This window comes from Paenibacillus taichungensis, assembly GCF_013359905.1.
Lineage (GTDB): Bacteria > Bacillota > Bacilli > Paenibacillales > Paenibacillaceae > Paenibacillus > Paenibacillus taichungensis.
The window spans coordinates 190,283-208,344 of record NZ_JABMCC010000121.1; the positions used below are offsets into that span (position 1 = coordinate 190,283).

Here is an 18,062-nt window from a genome sequence, read left to right on the forward strand (position 1 = left end):
ATATGCACCTCCTGATCGTATGCAAAATAAAAGACAACTCAGAGTTGACCGGATTACTCATTTGGTCAATTGGTCGTAAACAAATGTATCATTGAATGGGGAGGAAGGAAGTGATGTTTGTCATAAGCCCATCCGAAATATTAGCCCTCCACCATCATCCCCACCTAAAGAAAACACAAGTGAACGAAAAGACAGTCCATTGTTGCTCTCTCACAGGAACGCTAAGATGAAGTTGTTGAAGCGTTTACATTATATGGTGAAGGGAGCTTAACTCGGATGCCAGAAATTACGATCAGGCTGTATGAAGGCAGGACGGATGAGCAAAAGCAGGAGATAGTGGAGGTGTTCACACGCGAGCTCTCGCGTATTATCGACCGGGAGCCAGATTATATTTCCGTTGAATTCAATGAAATCCCATGGGATGAGAACGTTCCTGATAATTTGAAAGCCATGCAATCACAGAAGCAAGGAGGGGAGAAGACGTGAAGCCGGCGGATATTGCGCCGCCAAGCCGGGGAACAGCCAGACTTAACTCGTCTGGTCTGGGCACTCGGCTCGGAGATGCGGGACGTTATCTGTGGCGATACCGGATACTATATCTGCTCTCCGTACCGGGCATTCTGTATTTTTTCCTTTTCAAATATGTGCCTCTGTTCGGCTCGATCATTGCTTTTCAGAACTACAACATTTTCAAAGGCATTACCGGAAGTGATTGGGTAGGCCTGGAGCATTTCCAGAAGATGTTCAGCCATTATGACTTTTTGCGAATTCTCAATAACACACTTCTGCTCGGACTATATGATCTGGTGATTGCATTCCCGGTACCGATCTTACTGGCCATTCTGCTGAATGAAGTGCGGATGATTGTGTTTAAGCGTTTGCTGCAAACGATTGTATACATGCCTCACTTTCTGTCCTGGGTCGTCATTAGTGGTATCTTCATGGGTATTTTCTCGATGGATGCCGGGGTGGTGAACAAGGCACTTGGATTTCTGGGCATGCAACCGATCTACTTTCTTGGAGAAGACTCGTACATTCGTTCCATTCTGATCGGTTCCGGGATCTGGCGTGACTCCGGTTACGGAACGATTATTTTCCTGGCTGCCATTGCGGGAATTAATCCCGATCTGTATGAGGCGGCAGAGGTGGATGGAGCCGGACGTTTGAAGCAAATATGGTCGATTACCCTGCCATCCTTACTGCCGACGATTATGATCCTGCTGCTGCTGCACATCGGAAAGTTCCTTGATCTGGGCTTTGAGCGTGTGTTCGTATTCCTGAATCCGCTCAATCTGGAATCCGGCGAAATTCTCGATACGTATATTTACAAAGCTGGCCTGCTCTCACAGCAATACAGCTATACAACGGCTATCGGGTTGTTCAAGTCGGTCGTGGGTTTGATGCTTGTTCTACTCGGTAATTTCTTCAGCAAAAAAACAACCGGCGAAAGCCTGTATTAGGAGGCGAGATAGATGCGTACCCCCAGTGTCCGTTACCGTATATTCCGCATTGGAAATCTCGTTTTTCTTACGCTGCTCTCGTTGACGATGATTCTGCCTTTCATTAATGTGTTGGCTCAATCTCTTAGCAGCTCGGAAGCGATCATGGGCGGAAAGGTCAGCTTCTGGCCTGTTGCTTTTACCTGGATCAATTATGAATATGTATTCGGCGATGCTTCGTTCTGGCGGGCATTTGCGGTATCGGTTGGGGTGACGCTGTTCGGGACGCTGGTCAATCTCGCTGCAACGGCATCGCTGGCGTATCCCGTTTCCCGTCCAGAGTACAAGGGGCGCTCCCTGGTTGTCATGTTTGTCCTGGTGACCGTTGTGTTCTCGGCGCCACTCATTCCGAACTTCATCTTGATGAAAGAACTGCATCTGGTCAACAACCCGCTGGTTCTGATTGTGCCAGGAGCGATTAATGCCTTTAACTTTTTCGTCATGCGCTCTTTCTTTGCACAGCTGCCGGGTGAACTGATCGACGCTGCCCGCATCGATGGCTGTGGGGAATTCGGCATCATCTGGCGTATCGTCATCCCATTGTCCAAACCAGCCATGGCATCACTCGGCATTTTCTATGCGGTGGGCCACTGGAATGCCTATTCCACCGCGCTTTATTATCTGAATGATCCGGCCTGGTGGCCGATCCAGGTAACACTCAAGAAGCTGTTTGAGAGTGACGATATTTCCGTCGATCCAGGTTCTGCCGTCTATAGCACCCTTGCACATACATCGCCGGAAGGCATCAAAATGGCAACCATTATCATCGCCACCTTGCCGATCATTATCATTTACCCTTTCCTGCAAAAGCATTTTGTAAAAGGAATCATGGTCGGCTCCGTCAAATCTTAAGTACAAGAAGCATACAGATCTGACGGAAACGGGGGAATGGCGATGTTCAGAATCTTGATTACGGACGATGAACCGATGATTCGGATGGGTCTGGCAAAAATGATCAAGCAAGCGGGGCTGTTCGACTGTGAGATACGACAGGCAGCGCATGGGGAAGAGGCCCTCCAGGTGGTAGAGGCCTTTCGGCCACACATCCTGTTTACGGATATCCGCATGCCGACGATGGATGGTATTGAGCTGTGCCGACGTTTATCAGAGCAAGGAAGTACGATGCGCATTATTGTGGTTTCCGGTTATTCGGACTTTGAATATGCAAGAGCTTGTATGGATTATGGGGTAAAGCGATATCTGCTGAAGCCTGTGGGACGACAGGAGCTGCATGAACTGCTGCTCAAATTGCTGGCAACCGAAGAAGATAAACCTACGGTTTCCCTTGTACCCGTGAGGGAGCTGAATGATTGGGCGATGCGTCTGGAAGAGGCTATATGGGAGCTGAGACAGTCCGATGTCACGGAGCTGCTCGCAGCATGGTCTGGTCGCTATCCGGCATATTCGTTAATGCCTGAGCAGACAGCGGAGCTTTTTCAGGAATTGCTGGAATTGATTGTAGCCCGGATGAACGCACGTGGCAACGGAATGATGAGTACATCCTGCGAGATTAATGAAAGCGCTTCCTCAAAAGAGTGCTTCGAGGCTTTGGGTAACGAGATCCACATGTTAATGAAGACGATCAAGGAAAAGCGCAGTGGCAAGCGCAAACATCCGGTGGAAGAAGCAAAAGCCTATCTGGAGAAGCACTTGCGCCGCGAAGTCTCGCTGGACGAGATTGCTGCCAAGCTGGGCCTTAACCCGTCCTACTTTAGCCAGCTGTTCAAGCAGACGACAGGCCAGACCTTTATCCAATACCGGATACGCAGCAAAATGGAACTGGCCAAACGCATGCTGGAACAGCCGGGCAACCGGATTACGGATATTTCCTACGAAGTGGGATATGCGGACCATCCCCATTTTACGAAAACATTCAAGAAAATTACCGGACTGACACCGTCCGAATACCGCAGCAAGTTGGGCATTGAATGATGAAGCGCAGCCTGTCCATCCGCCTGTTCTTTCATTTTGCCGTCGTGATTACGTTGTCTCTGTCCGCCATTGGCTTGTTTACCTATACCTATGCCTCGACTGAAATGAATGATCAGCTTGCGGACAACATCGCCCAAACGATGCGCAATACGGCGTACCAGACTGATCTGTATTTGCAAAATTATGATCGTGCAACCTACTCCATCCTCTCGAATGGAAGTGTGAAGCACTTTCTCGATATGAATTCGGAGGACAGTTATGCCTATTACGAGTACAGCCGTCAGATTAAGACGAACGTGTTCCCGCCTGTTTTTATGTTATACCCACAGATCAAGTTCCTATATGTTATTGGGGAAAACGGGCGTGTTGTCATTGATGACAACCAGAATTCAGCCGGCATACCGGATATCGACACAGCACAGCAGTATAAGGAGTTGCTGGCTGCAACCCCTGCAAATGGCGAATCGACATTGCTTACCCGCAGTATTCGCAGTGGACAGAGTGCCAATGTGATTACGATTGCTCGCCGGATTAGAGGGGTGTCCTCCTATACGCCTAACGGAGTACTGGCGATGGAAGTAAATGTGCTGGAGCTTGACAAAATATGGGGAGAACTCGACCTCGGTCAAGGTGGGTATCAGTATGTGATGGATCAGAACGGAACTGTAATCTACACACCCGGGGATGAAGAGGCGCAGACAGCGATGCCGTCCAATACTGTGAACAGGCTTATGCACATGAAGGCAGGATCACTGGAACAGAACACGGATGGCACCAAACGGCTGCTCATATCGGAGCTTTCGGCATATTCGGGATGGCGCTTTGTCGCTTCCGTGCCGCTGTCGGAGCTGCAAAGACCGATTGCAACGATCCGTTCGGCGACCTTATGGGTTGGTGCAGGGACCTTGCTCGCTGCGCTTGTCGTGGCCTATCGGATCGGAGCATCTCAAGTGGAGCCCATTCGTGTGCTGATGAACGGAATGAGACAGACGGAGAAGGGAATCTGGAACAAGGTGGAGATGAAGGAAAGGCGCGATGAAATTGGTGTGCTGATCCGCAGCTATAATCTGATGGTCAGCCGCCTGTCGGACATGATTGAGAGTGTATACGAGTCGGAGCTGCGCCGCCAGAAGTCGGAAATCGAGCTTCAGCAGGAGGCGCTGGAACGGCACCGTGCGGAATTTCAGGCGCTTCAGTTGCAGATCAATCCGCATTTTCTCTACAACACCCTGGAAACGATTAAATGTTATGCCGTCGTACAGGACTCCGAAGAAATTGCACAGATGGTGGAATCGATGGCTCATATGCTCCGTTATTCCATTCAGACCAATCTGGAGGAAATTACGGTTGCCAATGAGTTGAAGCATGTGCTGGCCTACCTTTCCATCATGAAACATCGCATGGATCGGGAGCTTGAAGTTGAGGTCATCATTGCACCGGATCTGTTGTTGGAAAAAATGGTTCGACTCACTCTTCAGCCACTGGTCGAAAATGTGCTACAACACGCATTTCCACGAGGCATGGAGCCCGGTCACTTTATCCGTATCGATGCTCGGCGCCTGGAAGATCGCTTTCTTGTCATCGTCCAGGATAACGGTATGGGCATGAGCGAGGAACGCCTGGAGAAGCTGCGTGACCGTCTGGAATTGAATCGTCTGGCAGGCGAAGATTCCGATGATGTATACCATCGCGGAGGCATCGGACTCATGAATGTTCATCGCCGGATTCAGCTGGTATTTGGAGAAACATATGGCTTGATGATTGAGAGTGAGCAAGGCTTGGGAACGACCATTACGATGGCGCTTCCCGCAGATCAGCATAGCAAGCGGATTTAATTAAATCTATAACAGGGAGGAAGATAGAACATGAATATCAACTTGCAGAACAAAATTGCGCTGGTTACCGGCTCCAGCGGAGGAATTGGTGCTGCCATTGCTGGGGCTTTGGCACGTTGCGGAGCAAAGGTGGCTGTGAATGGCCTGCATAATATGGATCGGGCGGAGGAGGTCGTGGCCGCCATCCGTAATGCTGGCGGTGAAGCAGCTGCATTTCAGGCAGATGTGACCGATACGAATGCCATAGAATCGATGGTTGGGGATATCACACTCCGCTTCGGCGGTCCGATTGATCTGTTAATTAATAATGCAGGGCATCTGGTGGAACGGAGCCCCATTGAAACGATGAGCGAGGAGCTTTACAGCCGGATTATGGATGTCAATCTGAAGAGCGCCGTATTTGTATCCAAAGCGGTCATTCCTGGCATGAGGGCGGCTGGAGGCGGCCGAATTATCAATCTGACCTCGGTAGCGGCTCATAATGGAGGCGGCCCGGGTGCAGCTATTTACGCAGCCTCCAAGGCGGCCGTCATTGCGTTAACCAAAGGGCTTGCCAAAGAACTGGCTCCAGGCGGGATTACGGTCAATGCCCTTTCACCGGGCTTCATTGGGCAAACGGCATTCCATGCTACGTTCACCTCGGCGGAAGGCCGAACTTCTGCCGTAAGCAGCATTCCGCTTGGACGGGAAGGGACACCCGATGATGTCGCAGGAGCGGCGCTGTACCTGTGTTCCGAGCTGGGTTCTTTTATAACCGGAGAAACGATTGAAATCAATGGCGGAATGTACATGCGTTGATGCAACACCATTGCGATAAGGAGGGGACGATACGATGGAAGTGAAGCGGAAGCTTGCAGAAAGACCGTTGTACCAACCAATCAGCGGGCCGTTCCATGTGGACTACGCTCCTGATGAACATACCGTTCTGGCAGAAAATCCGCCGAGATTTACCTGGATGGCGGCGCAGCAAGAGGATGAGAATGCTTATCTGCTGCAGGTGTCGGTGGGGCCTTCTTTTGAGGAAGAAGAGACGATGACCTTTGCGCCGCTCCCGTATAACTTTTTCACGCCTGACCGGGTGTTTGAACCTGGGGAGTATTATTGGCGATATGCGCTGCTTGTAGATCAACCAGTGCAGCAAGATAGCGAAGCCAAAGCGGACGCTGTGCTGGGTAAGCAGCAGGAAATGTCGGTATGGAGTGAGGTGAGGCGGTTTACGGTGCCAGCGGGATTGCCCGAGACACCGTTACCTTCTCGAGCTCAGCGGTATGTTGCCACGGACACGTCTCACCCTCGGCTATGGCTCGGAGAGAGTGGGCTAAGGGCACTTGCGGATGGCATTGCATCAGATGCTACATATTGCGGCTGGGATGTGTTTATGGAGAAATCTGTGGAACCGTGGGCCAACCGCGAGATGATCAGCGAACCGATGCCTTACCCGGAGAACAAACGTGTCGCTCCGCTCTGGAGGCAAATGTACATTGACTGTCAGGAAACGTTATATGCGATTCGTCATCTCAGCATCGCTGGGCGGGTGCTACGTGACGAACGGTTGCTTGGAGCAGCCAAAACCTGGCTATTGCATGTGGCGGCTTGGGATACGGAGGGAACGACCTCCCGTGATTATAACGATGAGGCGGCTTTTCGGGTCGCCGCCGCGCTCGCTTGGGGCTATGATTGGCTGCATGATGAGTTGACCAGTGATGAGCAAGAGGTGGTAAGGCGCAGCTTGCTGCGGCGGACAGAACAGGTGGCCCAGCATGTGATGGTTCGCTCGAAAATCCATCATGTGCCTTATGACAGCCATGCCGTGCGTTCATTATCCTCCGTGCTTGTGCCCTGCTGTATGGCCTTGTTGCATGAGGAGCAGCAGGCTGCAGAGTGGCTGGATTATGCGATCGATTATTATGCCTGTCTGTACTCCCCTTGGGGAGGAAGTGATGGAGGTTGGGCCGAAGGTCCAATGTATTGGACAACAGGCATGGCCTATGTGACCGAAGCGATGAATTTGTTGCGAAACTATGCGGGCATCGACTTCTTCCGTCGGCCGTTCTTCCAGCGTACCGGGGATTTTCCACTCTATGTGTACCCGCCCGATGCTCGTCGCGCCAGCTTTGGAGATCAGTCTACGCTGGGTGACCCGGTAAACTTGAAAACAGGCTATCTTGTCCGCCAACTGGCAGGTGTTACAGGCAACCGCTGGTACCAGTGGTACTTTGAGCGTGTTCGCCAATCCGATCCGGGGACAGAGGGAGCTTTTTATAACTACGGTTGGTGGGACTTTAACTTTGACGACCTGGTATACCGCCACGATTATCCGCAGGTGGAGGAAGAGTCGCCTGTAGACATCGAGCCACTTAAGTGGTTCCGTGATGTGGGGTGGGTAGCCATGCATCACCGGATGGACGATCCGGATGAGCATGTTATGCTGCTGCTCAAATCGAGCCGTTATGGCTCCATCAGCCACAGTCATGCGGATCAAAACAGTTTCACCCTACATGCATTCGGTGAGCCGCTCGCGGCGGATACGGGCTATTATATCGCGCACGGCAGCTCCTTTCACCGGGAATGGCGCAGGCAGACACGCTCCAAAAACAACCTGCTGATTGGTGGAACAGGTCAGTATGCTGAGAACAACAAGGTGCTGAATATGGCCGCAACTGGGCAGATCGAAGAGGCCTATTGGCGGGACGGCGATGGCTATGTGCGCGCGGTAGCGACCGATGCCTATGCCAGCACCGTGCCCCATGTGAAGCGTGTTATACGGGAGATTCATTTTCTGCAATCATCCTATTTCGTCATTGTGGACCACATTGACCTGGAGAAGCCGGACAGCGTTCAATGGCTATTCCATGCACTGCACCCGCTACAGCTGAAAGGGCAGAGCTTCCGTCTGAACGGTAATAAGGCGGGGCTTGAGGGCACGTTTGTATATGCATCCTCCGGTGAGTTGTCGCTCAGCCAGACGGATCAATTCGCAGAGGTGGACCCGAAAGAGTACGAAGGGCTGGAAAGACATTATCATCTGAGCGCAGAAACGCGCCCTGCTTCAAGCCATAGAATTGTAACGCTGCTGGTACCATATAAGATCGAGGAGCCGAAGTATGTCCCCTATTTCATTGATGACCAGGATCACGGCATCCATCTCTATTTTACCGACAACGGTGTAACGAAGAAGATCGAGGTATCCAAGACGTACTAGATAAGATGAGCTGAATATTTACACAATAACGAAGAGTGCAGAACCCATCTGAAGAAGCGAAGCGTTCGCCTTTATCCCCGGATTTTTCCCTCTGAAAAGGGAATCAAAAAAATTTGGGGATAACAGCGATCGGAAGAGGGTACTGCAATCGCAGTGGATGAGTGTAAAGTTTGTACGTTCAATTTATATAGTGCTATATGACTGGATGCTGTGGAGCGCTGAGTGCTGACCTAAAGAAAACGCAATCTCATCTAAAACATCCCCATTGTTGCAGGCGGTGGGGATGTTTTAACATCTATTTGAAAGCGCTTCATCAACGAGTGGTACCTAAATCAGGATGAAAAGAGGGGTAGCATGAAAAAGTGGATGGTCTCAGGCATGGCGCTATTGCTGGCGGCAGCTGTCATGACGGGGTGCAACAAAGGCAGCGGAGCGGCATCCGGTGAGGGCGGGGGAGACGGCAAAACAAAATTCTCCATTTCACTACGTACGCTGGCGTATACGTATGTGGAGAAGTCACCCGACATTAACAAGGATCAATGGGTGAAGAAACTCGAGGATCTGACCAATACCGATCTGAAAATTGTCCTGGTGCCCCATAAGGAATATGAACAGAAAATGGTTCAGATGTTTGCCACCAATGATATTCCTGACGTGGTGCAGGGTGACGGCGGCGTCAACGGCAAAGAGATGGCCGGCTCGGTCGAAGCTGGAGTATTTCAGCCGCTGGATGAACTGCTGCAGCAGTACGGGCAAGATTTGCTCAAAGCCGTACCGAAGGAAGCCTGGGACCAGGTAACTCATGACGGCCATATCTATGCCATCCCCGAATATTTATCCAATCCATCCCGCCGGGCAACCTGGATTCGCAAGGATCTGCTGGATCAAACGGGACTGCCGGTGCCTACTACGGTTGAGGAAACGATGGACGTCTTGCGCGCCTTCAAGAAGCTCGGCGTGGAGAATCCATATATGGGGCGTGAGGATTTCAAATATGCAGATACCTTTTTCGGTGCCTATGACGTACAGCAATTCCTGTCCATGATGGAGCAGCAGGGCGACCTGGTTGTACCGAAGTTCATGGATAACGAGAATATGCAGCAAGCCCTCACTGTCTATAAGACGATGTACGAGGAAGGGCTGATCAACAAAGAGTTCGCGACCATCAATTCCACCGTATTCAAAAACACGATTCTCTCTGGCAAGGCGGGCATGTGGTCCATGAACGCCAACGAACTGATCCAATGGGAGAAGCAGATTAAAGCGTCGGTTCCCGATGCGAAAATCGAGATTATTCCTTCCCCTGTCGGCCCCGACGGAAAGGGCGGTTATTATTTGTACGGTCCGGTGACACGTGCCTACTTTATTAATAAGGATGCGGCTGATCCGGCTTCCATTATCCGTTTCTTTAACTGGATGGTGTCTGACGAAGCCGAAAAGTTTTTCACATACGGCACAGAAGGAGAGACCTATACAGAGGATAATGGCGTGATTTCATACACAGCGCCAACAGACTCTGCTGGTGTGGACGAAGAGCGTTACCGTCAGTCGTTCTTATGGTTCGTACAGGACACAACGTACAATAAAGGCTCGTTATCGCTGACAGAGGAAGGCAGAAAGCTGATGAATATTTACGATACCATCTTAGCCAAAGAAGGTCGGGATGGCATCAACTTTGATCCGCGTTTGGAAGCTTTTGTACAGAATCCCGATATTGCTCCCAATTCGGATACACCTCCTCAAGTATTGCTCACACACATGATCAAGATGGTTTATGGTAAGGAGCCAATTTCCGATTGGCCGAAAGTGGTAGAAGAATGGAAATCCAAGGGCGGCGATCGGGCAATCGAGGAAGCCACGGAGAAATTTAAAAAAGGTGAAGGCGTGTCGGCACCGCGTCGCTAACTAAGCGGGATGGAACCAGTGTAGTGAGTCAGCTGAATACGGAGGGGATACAAGTGAATGACGTGTTCAAAACGTGGAAGAAGCGTGTTGTACTTGTTGCCATGTCTGTCATACTCATTAGCGGTATTACCGTTCCCGTGCATGAAGTCCGGGCGATGGAAGACGCTGATCCTAGCTCTATTTTCAATGCTACACAGGAAGAAAATATCCCAGATCCGGAGGGCCCAGAGCTGGAGATTTACGCGGAAAACTTTGATGATCCGGACAATTTTGGCTCTACAGGCGGAATTGCATTGAGAGCTCCCTGGCTGCAGGAAGGGGGAGGTGGAAGTAAGGCCAAAACATCGTCTTCCACAACCGCCCCCTCGTTGCCCAACATGATCAAGATTGACGGAACAGATGCACTTGCGCTGCCACTTGATCTGACTGGATACGGAAATATTCGGCTGAGCTACTACACACGTGCGTCGTCCTATATAAGCGGAAGCATCATTATCGAATGGTCGAAGGATGGAGGCAGTTCCTGGGCAACGCTGGAGACATTTGAACTTCCTCCGGGTACTCCTGACGTGAAGAACAAGGAAGGGAATACGCTAAAAAGCTGGACGCTGGGTTCGGAAGCGAACAATAACAGCACAGTGAAAATTCGTTTTCGAACAGGAGATGCCATGCAGGCCAACATGTATATCGACAATGTTGCCATTTACGGTCAGGCTATTCCCGGTATAACGCCTGCCCCATCCCCAGTGCCGCCTGGAGAGGAGAATACTGAGTTTACGCCCCCACAAGGAGTGACTTTATACGAAGATGTGGAGATTGGCACGGCTGGTGGGCGAGCAATCTATTCATCCATTGCTGTTCCCGAGACAGCGGCAGCTGAACCGATGCCGGTCATGGTCTATATCCATGGAGGTGGATGGAATCACGGGGATCGAAAGCAAGCATTAAACTCCATATGCAATTATGTACTCAAACGCGGTTATATCGGTGTATCTCTGGACTACCGGCTGACGCCTGAGGCGCCGTTCCCTGCCCAGATTCAGGATGTAAAGCTCGCTATCCGATATTTGCGGGCCCATGCAGCCCAGTACAATCTGGACCCGAGTCGCATCGGCGTCTGGGGATCATCTGCGGGCGGCCATCTGGCTGCATTACTCGGCACAACAGGAGACATGGTCGCTGGTGACACTGTAGAGCTCGATACAGGGGTGACGGTAGATGTACCTGATCTTGAAGGTTCTGGCGGATGGCCTGAGTATTCCGACAAAGTGCAGGCGGTCGCCGACTGGTACGGACCCGCTGATTTTACGACGACATTTGCCAATAACTATAGCTCGGTCACAGCTCTGCTTGGCGGGCATCGTCCGTTCGATGTTCCGGAGCAGGCCAGACTTGCCATGCCGGGCACGTATGCTTCACCGGATGATCCACCGTTCTGGATTCGGCACGGTGATGCTGATGCCACCATTCCTTACACCGACAGTGTTACTTTCGCGGGACAGCTTCAATCTGCGGGTGTCCCGATTGTGGATATGAAAGTCGTACCAGGTCAGGGCCATGGATTTACAGGGACGGCTTCCGAGATTGCCAATGCGGAGGCATGGACCTTCTTTGATGAACATGTGAAGAACCGGATTGTTACGGAGCCCATTATTTTCAAAAGCAATCCCGAAGACACTTCGCCTGGAGCCGAAGAAGAGGGAGAAGAAAAACCGTTGATTGAAAAGGTCATCGCCAGCAAGCTGCCAAGCGACGATGCGGCGATTGACAGCAGCAAGCCTGATTTGAATTTCAATCAGGCTACGGGCTCCAGCACCGGATTACTAAGCATCTCTTCCACTTCGTCGACCAAGAAATATGTATATTTCAAATTTGATATGTCCGGAAATGAGCCCGAAGGAGATCGGTATCGACTACGGATTGCCGCCAAAAAAGGCACATCGAATATCGATACAGAGTTGTCTCTTTACGGTTTGGATGAAACAGACTGGAGCGAATCATCGTTAACCTGGTCGAATGCTCCGGTCCAAAGTCTCAGCGAAAGTTCGCTGCTTGGCAAATTCCAGGTCACGGCAGATCGTAATGGAAGCCCAGCCGTCTATGAAGTGGATGTAACCGATTATGTGAAGAGTCGTCCAGATGCGGGGCAGGTTGCATTTTTGCTCGCAGATGCGGAATCAACAGGTGTTTCCGTGAACGTATACACCAAGGAAGCCAACGGAACGAGCAATCCGCGTCCACAGTTATCGGTCATTGCTTTAATCGAAGAAGGCAGTGACACGCAGTCACCAGAATGGGAGCAGGGAGCTATACTTGAGATTCGCAACTGGGGAACGGATTTTACGGAACTGAGATGGCCAGCGGCCAGCGATGATACAGCTGTATCTGCCTACCGGATTTATCGGGATGGAGTTTTGCTGGCTGAACAAGGCAAACAGTCATTTCGTGACAGCGGACTTGCAGCCGGAACATCGTACACGTTTCAAGTGAGGGCGATTGATGAAGCCGGAAACGTCAGCAGTGCTTTATCAACCGATATAACCACCCTTGCCTTTCCGGTATCATCCTTGCCTGTTGCTTTCGTCTCGGCAAGCGGTAGCGATGGCAACCTGGCGACCAATACCATCGACAATAACAGTTATACACGCTGGTCTGTTGCCGGAGAGGGGCAATGGATCACGTTTGATCTGGGTCAGGCTCAGCAAGTGGGCTATGTTGGGATTGGTTTTTACAAAGGGGATGTCAGGAAGACCTTTTTTGAGGTAGAAACGTCTGTTGACGGGAATCATTGGACCCAGGTATTCAATGGCGAAAGCAGTGGGGATACAACAGAAATGCAGGCATTTGATATCCCGGACACTTCTGCACGTTATGTACGGATCACTGGGCATGGCAATTCTGATTCCAGTATTTATACAAGTCTGACCGATGTGCATCTGTATGCTCCTTATGCAGGGGGAGGAACGCCTGTTGCCCTGATTCCGTACATTGAGCCACAACCACCTGAAGGGACGGTGCCCTTTATCGCTCCAGGACTGACGGAGACAGATGGAACATCGCATACTATCCATTCTCCTCATGCTGTAACCGGACGTACGATTGATGTACGGGATTACGGAGCAGATCTGGCTGATAATACGAGTGATGATCGACCTGCAATACAGGCCGCCATTGATGAGGCTAACGTTGGTGATGAAGTGTTTTTGCCTAATGGAGTGTACAATTTGTTGTCCGGGCCGGATGGAACCACCAACCTGATGCTCAAATCCGGGGTGAACCTGAGAGGAGAGAGCAGTGGAGGAACCGTGCTCAAGACATCGCTGGATCAGGTGACGGGCAGCGCCGTCCTGAAAGCATCGGCTCAGCACAGCATTCTCGTATCCAACATGACCATAACATCATCCTGGTCTGGCAGCTACACAACCGATCACAAATCCAACAATCCCTCCGCAGGGGGGCCGGATAGCATGATCCACATCGCCAATTATGGTGAGGGACCATCGTATGACATTACGATCGACGGTGTAATTGTGGAGAAATTCAAACGAATGGCTATCCGCATCGAACACAGCCGAGATGTCGTTGTGAAGCATGCAACATTCCGTAATGCAACAGATCTGGGCCCTGGGGGTTCAGGCTACGGAATTTCCATTCAGGGAACGGCCAAGACCGATCGGCTCGGCTTTGACAATGATACGATATGGAATGTGGTGGAGAACAGTACGTTTGAGGGACCTTATCTCAGACATGGAGCGTTGATCCAGTTTGTTGCCCATAACAACGTGCTGCGTGGCAATACATTTAACGGAACAAAGCTGGATGCTATTGATCTTCATGGTGAACTGGAGTATTTGAATGAAATCTCAGGCAATTTCATTACCGATGTGCTGACAGGCGCAGGGATCGGACTTGGCAATACAGGGGGTTCAGCACCCAGCAACCACAGCAAGTCGGGCAAAGGGAACTACATTCATGACAACACGATCACAAACAGCCAAATCGGCATTTCGGTAACCATGGGCACCCCGGATACATTAATCGAGAATAATCTCATCGAGAGTACAACCACGATTGCCGATGCGGCAGGAATCAAAGTGCTGAACGGACCGGGTACAGTAATACGCGGCAATGTGATCCGTAACAATACTGCCAGCGGCTACTGGGGCGTGCGGCTTGAGCGCGACAAAGGCGATGCTGGAGCGGGCAATATTGGCGAAGGAAACCCCGAGAATGTGTTGATTGAAAATAACCGAATCGAAGGTAACACGAATGGAATCGGACTCTTTGCCGGAGTCGGCATTCGAATGAAGGCCAACATTCTTAACAATGTGAATGAGGACTACTACAAAGCAGCAGGTGTTACCGTTACCGAGCTATAAAGGATCAGAACAAGTAGCCTGGCAGGCGTCTATATAAGTTGAAGCTCAATTTTACACTTAAACGGAGAGTGCAGAACCAATTTGAAGAAGCGAAGCGTTCGCCTTTATCACCGGATTTTTTCCCTTGGACAAAGGGAATGATGAAAATCTGGGGATAAGAGCGATCGGAAAATGATACTGCAATCGGAGTGATAAGGTGTAACATTTATAGTTCAGCTTATGTAGCCTGATGGGCTACTTTTTGTTGTGAATCATTGATTTAAGATTCATTAAAGGTTTGTCCTCTACCATGGTTTCATAAGCCTAAGGTGCTTAACAGAAATCAAGAAGGAGGATTCATCATTTGAATAGTTTACTACGTAAAGTTGCAGTAACGGCCTTGTCCGTGACGATGGTAACAACATCTTCTTTTGCTTTGGTAGGAAGCCCAAACGCTGCGTTTGCCGCTGAGGATACGAGCAGTACAGGCGTCGCGCAAGCCTATGAATCGTTGTTCCAAACGGACAACGTCATTGATGTGAATGTTACGATTGATGATGCAGACTGGAAGAGCATGCTCGAAAGCCCGCTGGATAAGGATTATAAGAAGGTCAGTGTGGAAGTGGACGGCAACAAGCTGGATAACGTTGGTTTCTCCACCAAGGGTAATCTGACTTTGAAATCCGTAGCCTCGATGCAAGATTCCGACCGTTACAGCTTCAGACTGAAGTTCGATAAATACGACAAAACACAATCCCTGCTCGGTCTGGATAAAATGGTCCTGAACAACAACTACGCCGATCCATCGTACATGCGTGAAGTTCTTCATTATGAAGCGCTGCGCAGCATTGGCATGGATGTACCGATGACGAACTACGTAAATCTGTATATCAACGGCGAACTGGTTGGTTTCTATACCGGGGTCGAAGCAGTAGATGACAGTTACCTGGAACGCAATTACGGTGAAGATTATGAGGACGGTGTCCTCTACGATACGGATGAGAAGAGTTACCTGCAATATTTAGAAGGCAGTGACTACAGCACCATCACCGAAGATTTGGGTACGGACGAGAATAAAACCAAACTCAAAAACTTCATCAAAACGCTGAATGACATGCCTGAAGGCGAAAAAGGTGATATCGAGAGTGTGCTGGATGTGGATTCGGCACTGAAATATATCGCGGGCAACATGGTCTTTGGCAACTATGACAGCTATAGCGGCGACAAAGGGCATAACTACATGCTCTACGGCGATGCGGCTGGCAAATTCACAGTTGTACCTTGGGACTTTAACATGTCCTTTAATGGATACTCCGGTGGAGGAGGACGTGGAACAGCAGGATCAACGACGACCAACACCAACGCAACGAACGTATCTGTGGACGAGCCAGTACTGGGCATTAGCATGGAAAATGTACCGATGATCAACAACCTGCTGGCCGTGCCTGAGTATAAGGAAAAATACTTGAGCTACGTCAATGAGTTGACGGATTATATGGAAGGCATTCAGGACCGTATCACAGGTCTGGCTGATATCATTCGTCCATATGTAGAAGCAGATCCAACGAAATTCTACACAACTGAGCAGTTTGAATCCAACATTGCATACTCTGCCAACGCTGATGCAACAGGCGGTATGGGTGGCATGGGTGGTACACCACCAGAAGGATTCGAAGGCATGACACCACCAGAGGGCATGGAAGGTATGACGCCTCCGGAAGGTTTTGAAGGCATGACACCTCCCGATGGTACAACACCGCCGGATGGCACAACGGGAACAGGAACAACAGACAGCACAGGCAATACCCAGACACGTCCTGGCGGTAACTTTGGCGGAGGCGGAGGTATGGGCTCCATGGCAGCGGGATCGCTGACGACGTTTGCCCTGAACCGACTTGCCAATCTGCAAGAGCAGCTTGGACGTGAAGTAACACCTTTGCCTGAGACTTCCGAAGATACGGGCACGGATAACGGAACAGGAACAACAGAGAAAGCAATTACTGTATCCCTTGATGGAAAAGCGATTACGTTCCCGGATCAGGACCCGCTAGAGCAAAGTGGCCGGGTCATGGTACCCGTGAACGCCATCCTTGAAGCTTTGGGTGCAGAAGTAACATGGGACAAAACAGCGAAAACGGTAACAGCCGTTCTGAATGACCAGACGCTTGTGCTCCAGATCGGAAGCAGCACGGCAACGGTGAATGGTGAAACGCTCGAAATCGATGCACCAGCGATTATCAAGAATAGTCGCACACTTGTGCCGGTACGCTTCATCTCTGAAGGACTGGGACTGACCGTGGATTGGGATCAAACGGCTGGACAAGTCACACTTACATCTAAATAAGAAATTTCTCCGGTAGAGTAACGTTGTTCTATGGAGAACGAGAAAAGGGATTCGATGGTCAGATCGAATCCCTTTTTGGTACAATGAGGAAAAGGAGGGAACACATATGGCTCCCGATAAAACGAAACTCTTCCCTAATGATAATATTCGTACCGTTTGTTACATTCAAAATTTGCCGCCGCGCTCTAATGTGTTGATCGGTGATTATACGTATTATAGTGACAACAGTCGTCCACCCGAGCAATTTTATGACCGCATTCAGCATCATTATGATTTCCTGGGTGATCGTCTGGTGATCGGTAAATTCTGTGCAATTGCCGAAGGTGTGACATTCATTATGAATGGTGCCAATCATCGGATGGAGGGCATGACGACGTATCCCTTCAATATTTTTGGTGGTGGTTGGGAGAGAGTAACTCCTACGCTGGATCAGCTGCCTTTTAAGGGAGACACAGTATTGGGCAATGACGTCTGGATTGGACAAAATGTAACCATCATGCCGGGTGTCAAGATTGGAGACGGTGCCATCGTCGCTTCCAATGCGACAGTCACCAAGGACATCGAGCCTTACACCATTGTGGGTGGCAATCCAGCCAAACCAATCAAAAAGCGCTTCGACGACGAGATCATTGCTTTATTGCTGGAACTGAAATGGTGGGATCAGGATGAGGTGTGGTTGGACACATATTTGGAACGACTGGTCTCTACATACGATCCGCAGACATTGCGTGAGCTTCTGAAGAGCAGGTAGGTTGGTGTACGTGAATTGATATGTAAAAAACGAGACTATCGCTGGTTCCTTATGGAGCCAGTTTTTTTATTTTGAACTCCATTTGCTCATCATTATGACATTTCATGGAACCATGCATACCCACACTAAGCCCCTGGATGGAAGAAGTTAAGAGAGCCAATCCATCTATAGGTGGACTTAACTCCCGTTGAATTCGGCTACACTGAATGTAGATCAGAGAACACGTGGAGAAGGTG

At 50.2% G+C, this 18,062-nt stretch carries 11 protein-coding genes; all 11 read left to right on the forward strand.

Annotated elements, in window-relative coordinates:
* Positions 1–276 precede the first annotated feature (276 nt).
* The 11 genes from HP548_RS28555 to HP548_RS28605 all read left to right on the forward strand — a co-directional run bounded on the left by HP548_RS28555 (position 277) and on the right by HP548_RS28605 (position 17,826).
* A complete protein-coding gene (locus HP548_RS28555) occupies positions 277–486 on the forward strand; it encodes a tautomerase family protein (RefSeq protein WP_063567830.1) in 210 nt (69 codons plus the stop codon).
* A 56-nt stretch (positions 487–542) separates the two neighbouring features.
* The gene (locus tag HP548_RS28560; RefSeq protein WP_063567852.1) at positions 543–1,460 is read left to right on the forward strand and encodes an ABC transporter permease; all 918 of its coding nucleotides are present in this window, start codon (positions 543–545) and stop codon (positions 1,458–1,460) included.
* A gap of 12 nt (positions 1,461–1,472) precedes the next feature.
* Positions 1,473–2,351 (forward strand): carbohydrate ABC transporter permease, encoded by an 879-nt coding sequence (locus HP548_RS28565; RefSeq protein WP_063567831.1) that lies wholly within the window; start codon positions 1,473–1,475, stop codon positions 2,349–2,351.
* Positions 2,352–2,393: 42 nt separating this feature from the next.
* Positions 2,394–3,431 carry a response regulator transcription factor gene (locus HP548_RS28570; protein ID WP_175383558.1) on the forward strand — a complete coding sequence of 346 codons (1,038 nt, stop codon included), beginning with the start codon at positions 2,394–2,396 and terminating at the stop codon, positions 3,429–3,431.
* Complete coding sequence (locus tag HP548_RS28575; protein WP_175383559.1) at positions 3,428–5,266, forward strand: cache domain-containing sensor histidine kinase; 1,839 nt, start codon at positions 3,428–3,430, stop codon at positions 5,264–5,266. The genes HP548_RS28570 and HP548_RS28575 overlap by 4 nt, the downstream gene beginning before the upstream one ends.
* 30 nt (positions 5,267–5,296) lie before the next feature.
* Positions 5,297–6,064 carry an SDR family NAD(P)-dependent oxidoreductase gene (locus HP548_RS28580; protein WP_175383560.1) on the forward strand — a complete coding sequence of 256 codons (768 nt, stop codon included), beginning with the start codon at positions 5,297–5,299 and terminating at the stop codon, positions 6,062–6,064.
* A 34-nt stretch (positions 6,065–6,098) separates the two neighbouring features.
* Positions 6,099–8,468, forward strand: coding sequence for a DUF4962 domain-containing protein (locus HP548_RS28585; RefSeq protein WP_175383561.1), 2,370 nt, complete (start codon positions 6,099–6,101; stop codon positions 8,466–8,468).
* 354 nt (positions 8,469–8,822) lie between these two features.
* The gene (locus HP548_RS28590; RefSeq protein WP_175383562.1) at positions 8,823–10,373 is read left to right on the forward strand and encodes an extracellular solute-binding protein; all 1,551 of its coding nucleotides are present in this window, start codon (positions 8,823–8,825) and stop codon (positions 10,371–10,373) included.
* 23 nt (positions 10,374–10,396) lie between these two features.
* Entirely contained in the window at positions 10,397–14,752 is a 4,356-nt protein-coding gene (locus tag HP548_RS28595) for an alpha/beta hydrolase fold domain-containing protein (protein WP_343054947.1), read from the forward strand.
* Positions 14,753–15,095: 343 nt separating this feature from the next.
* On the forward strand, positions 15,096–17,075 hold the full coding sequence (locus tag HP548_RS28600; protein ID WP_175383563.1) for a CotH kinase family protein: 1,980 nt from the start codon (positions 15,096–15,098) through the stop codon (positions 17,073–17,075).
* Positions 17,076–17,181: 106 nt separating this feature from the next.
* Complete coding sequence (locus HP548_RS28605) at positions 17,182–17,826, forward strand: Vat family streptogramin A O-acetyltransferase (protein ID WP_175383564.1); 645 nt, start codon at positions 17,182–17,184, stop codon at positions 17,824–17,826.
* Positions 17,827–18,062 lie beyond the last annotated feature (236 nt).

Coding starts and splice junctions, on each gene's coding strand:
- HP548_RS28570 (WP_175383558.1), top strand. CDS start 2,394: ATGTTCAGAATCTTGATTACGGACGATGAACCGATGATTCGGATGGGT.
- HP548_RS28585 (WP_175383561.1), top strand. CDS start 6,099: ATGGAAGTGAAGCGGAAGCTTGCAGAAAGACCGTTGTACCAACCAATC.
- HP548_RS28590 (WP_175383562.1), top strand. CDS start 8,823: ATGAAAAAGTGGATGGTCTCAGGCATGGCGCTATTGCTGGCGGCAGCT.
- HP548_RS28555 (WP_063567830.1), top strand. CDS start 277: ATGCCAGAAATTACGATCAGGCTGTATGAAGGCAGGACGGATGAGCAA.
- HP548_RS28575 (WP_175383559.1), top strand. CDS start 3,428: ATGATGAAGCGCAGCCTGTCCATCCGCCTGTTCTTTCATTTTGCCGTC.
- HP548_RS28565 (WP_063567831.1), top strand. CDS start 1,473: ATGCGTACCCCCAGTGTCCGTTACCGTATATTCCGCATTGGAAATCTC.
- HP548_RS28605 (WP_175383564.1), top strand. CDS start 17,182: ATGGCTCCCGATAAAACGAAACTCTTCCCTAATGATAATATTCGTACC.
- HP548_RS28580 (WP_175383560.1), top strand. CDS start 5,297: ATGAATATCAACTTGCAGAACAAAATTGCGCTGGTTACCGGCTCCAGC.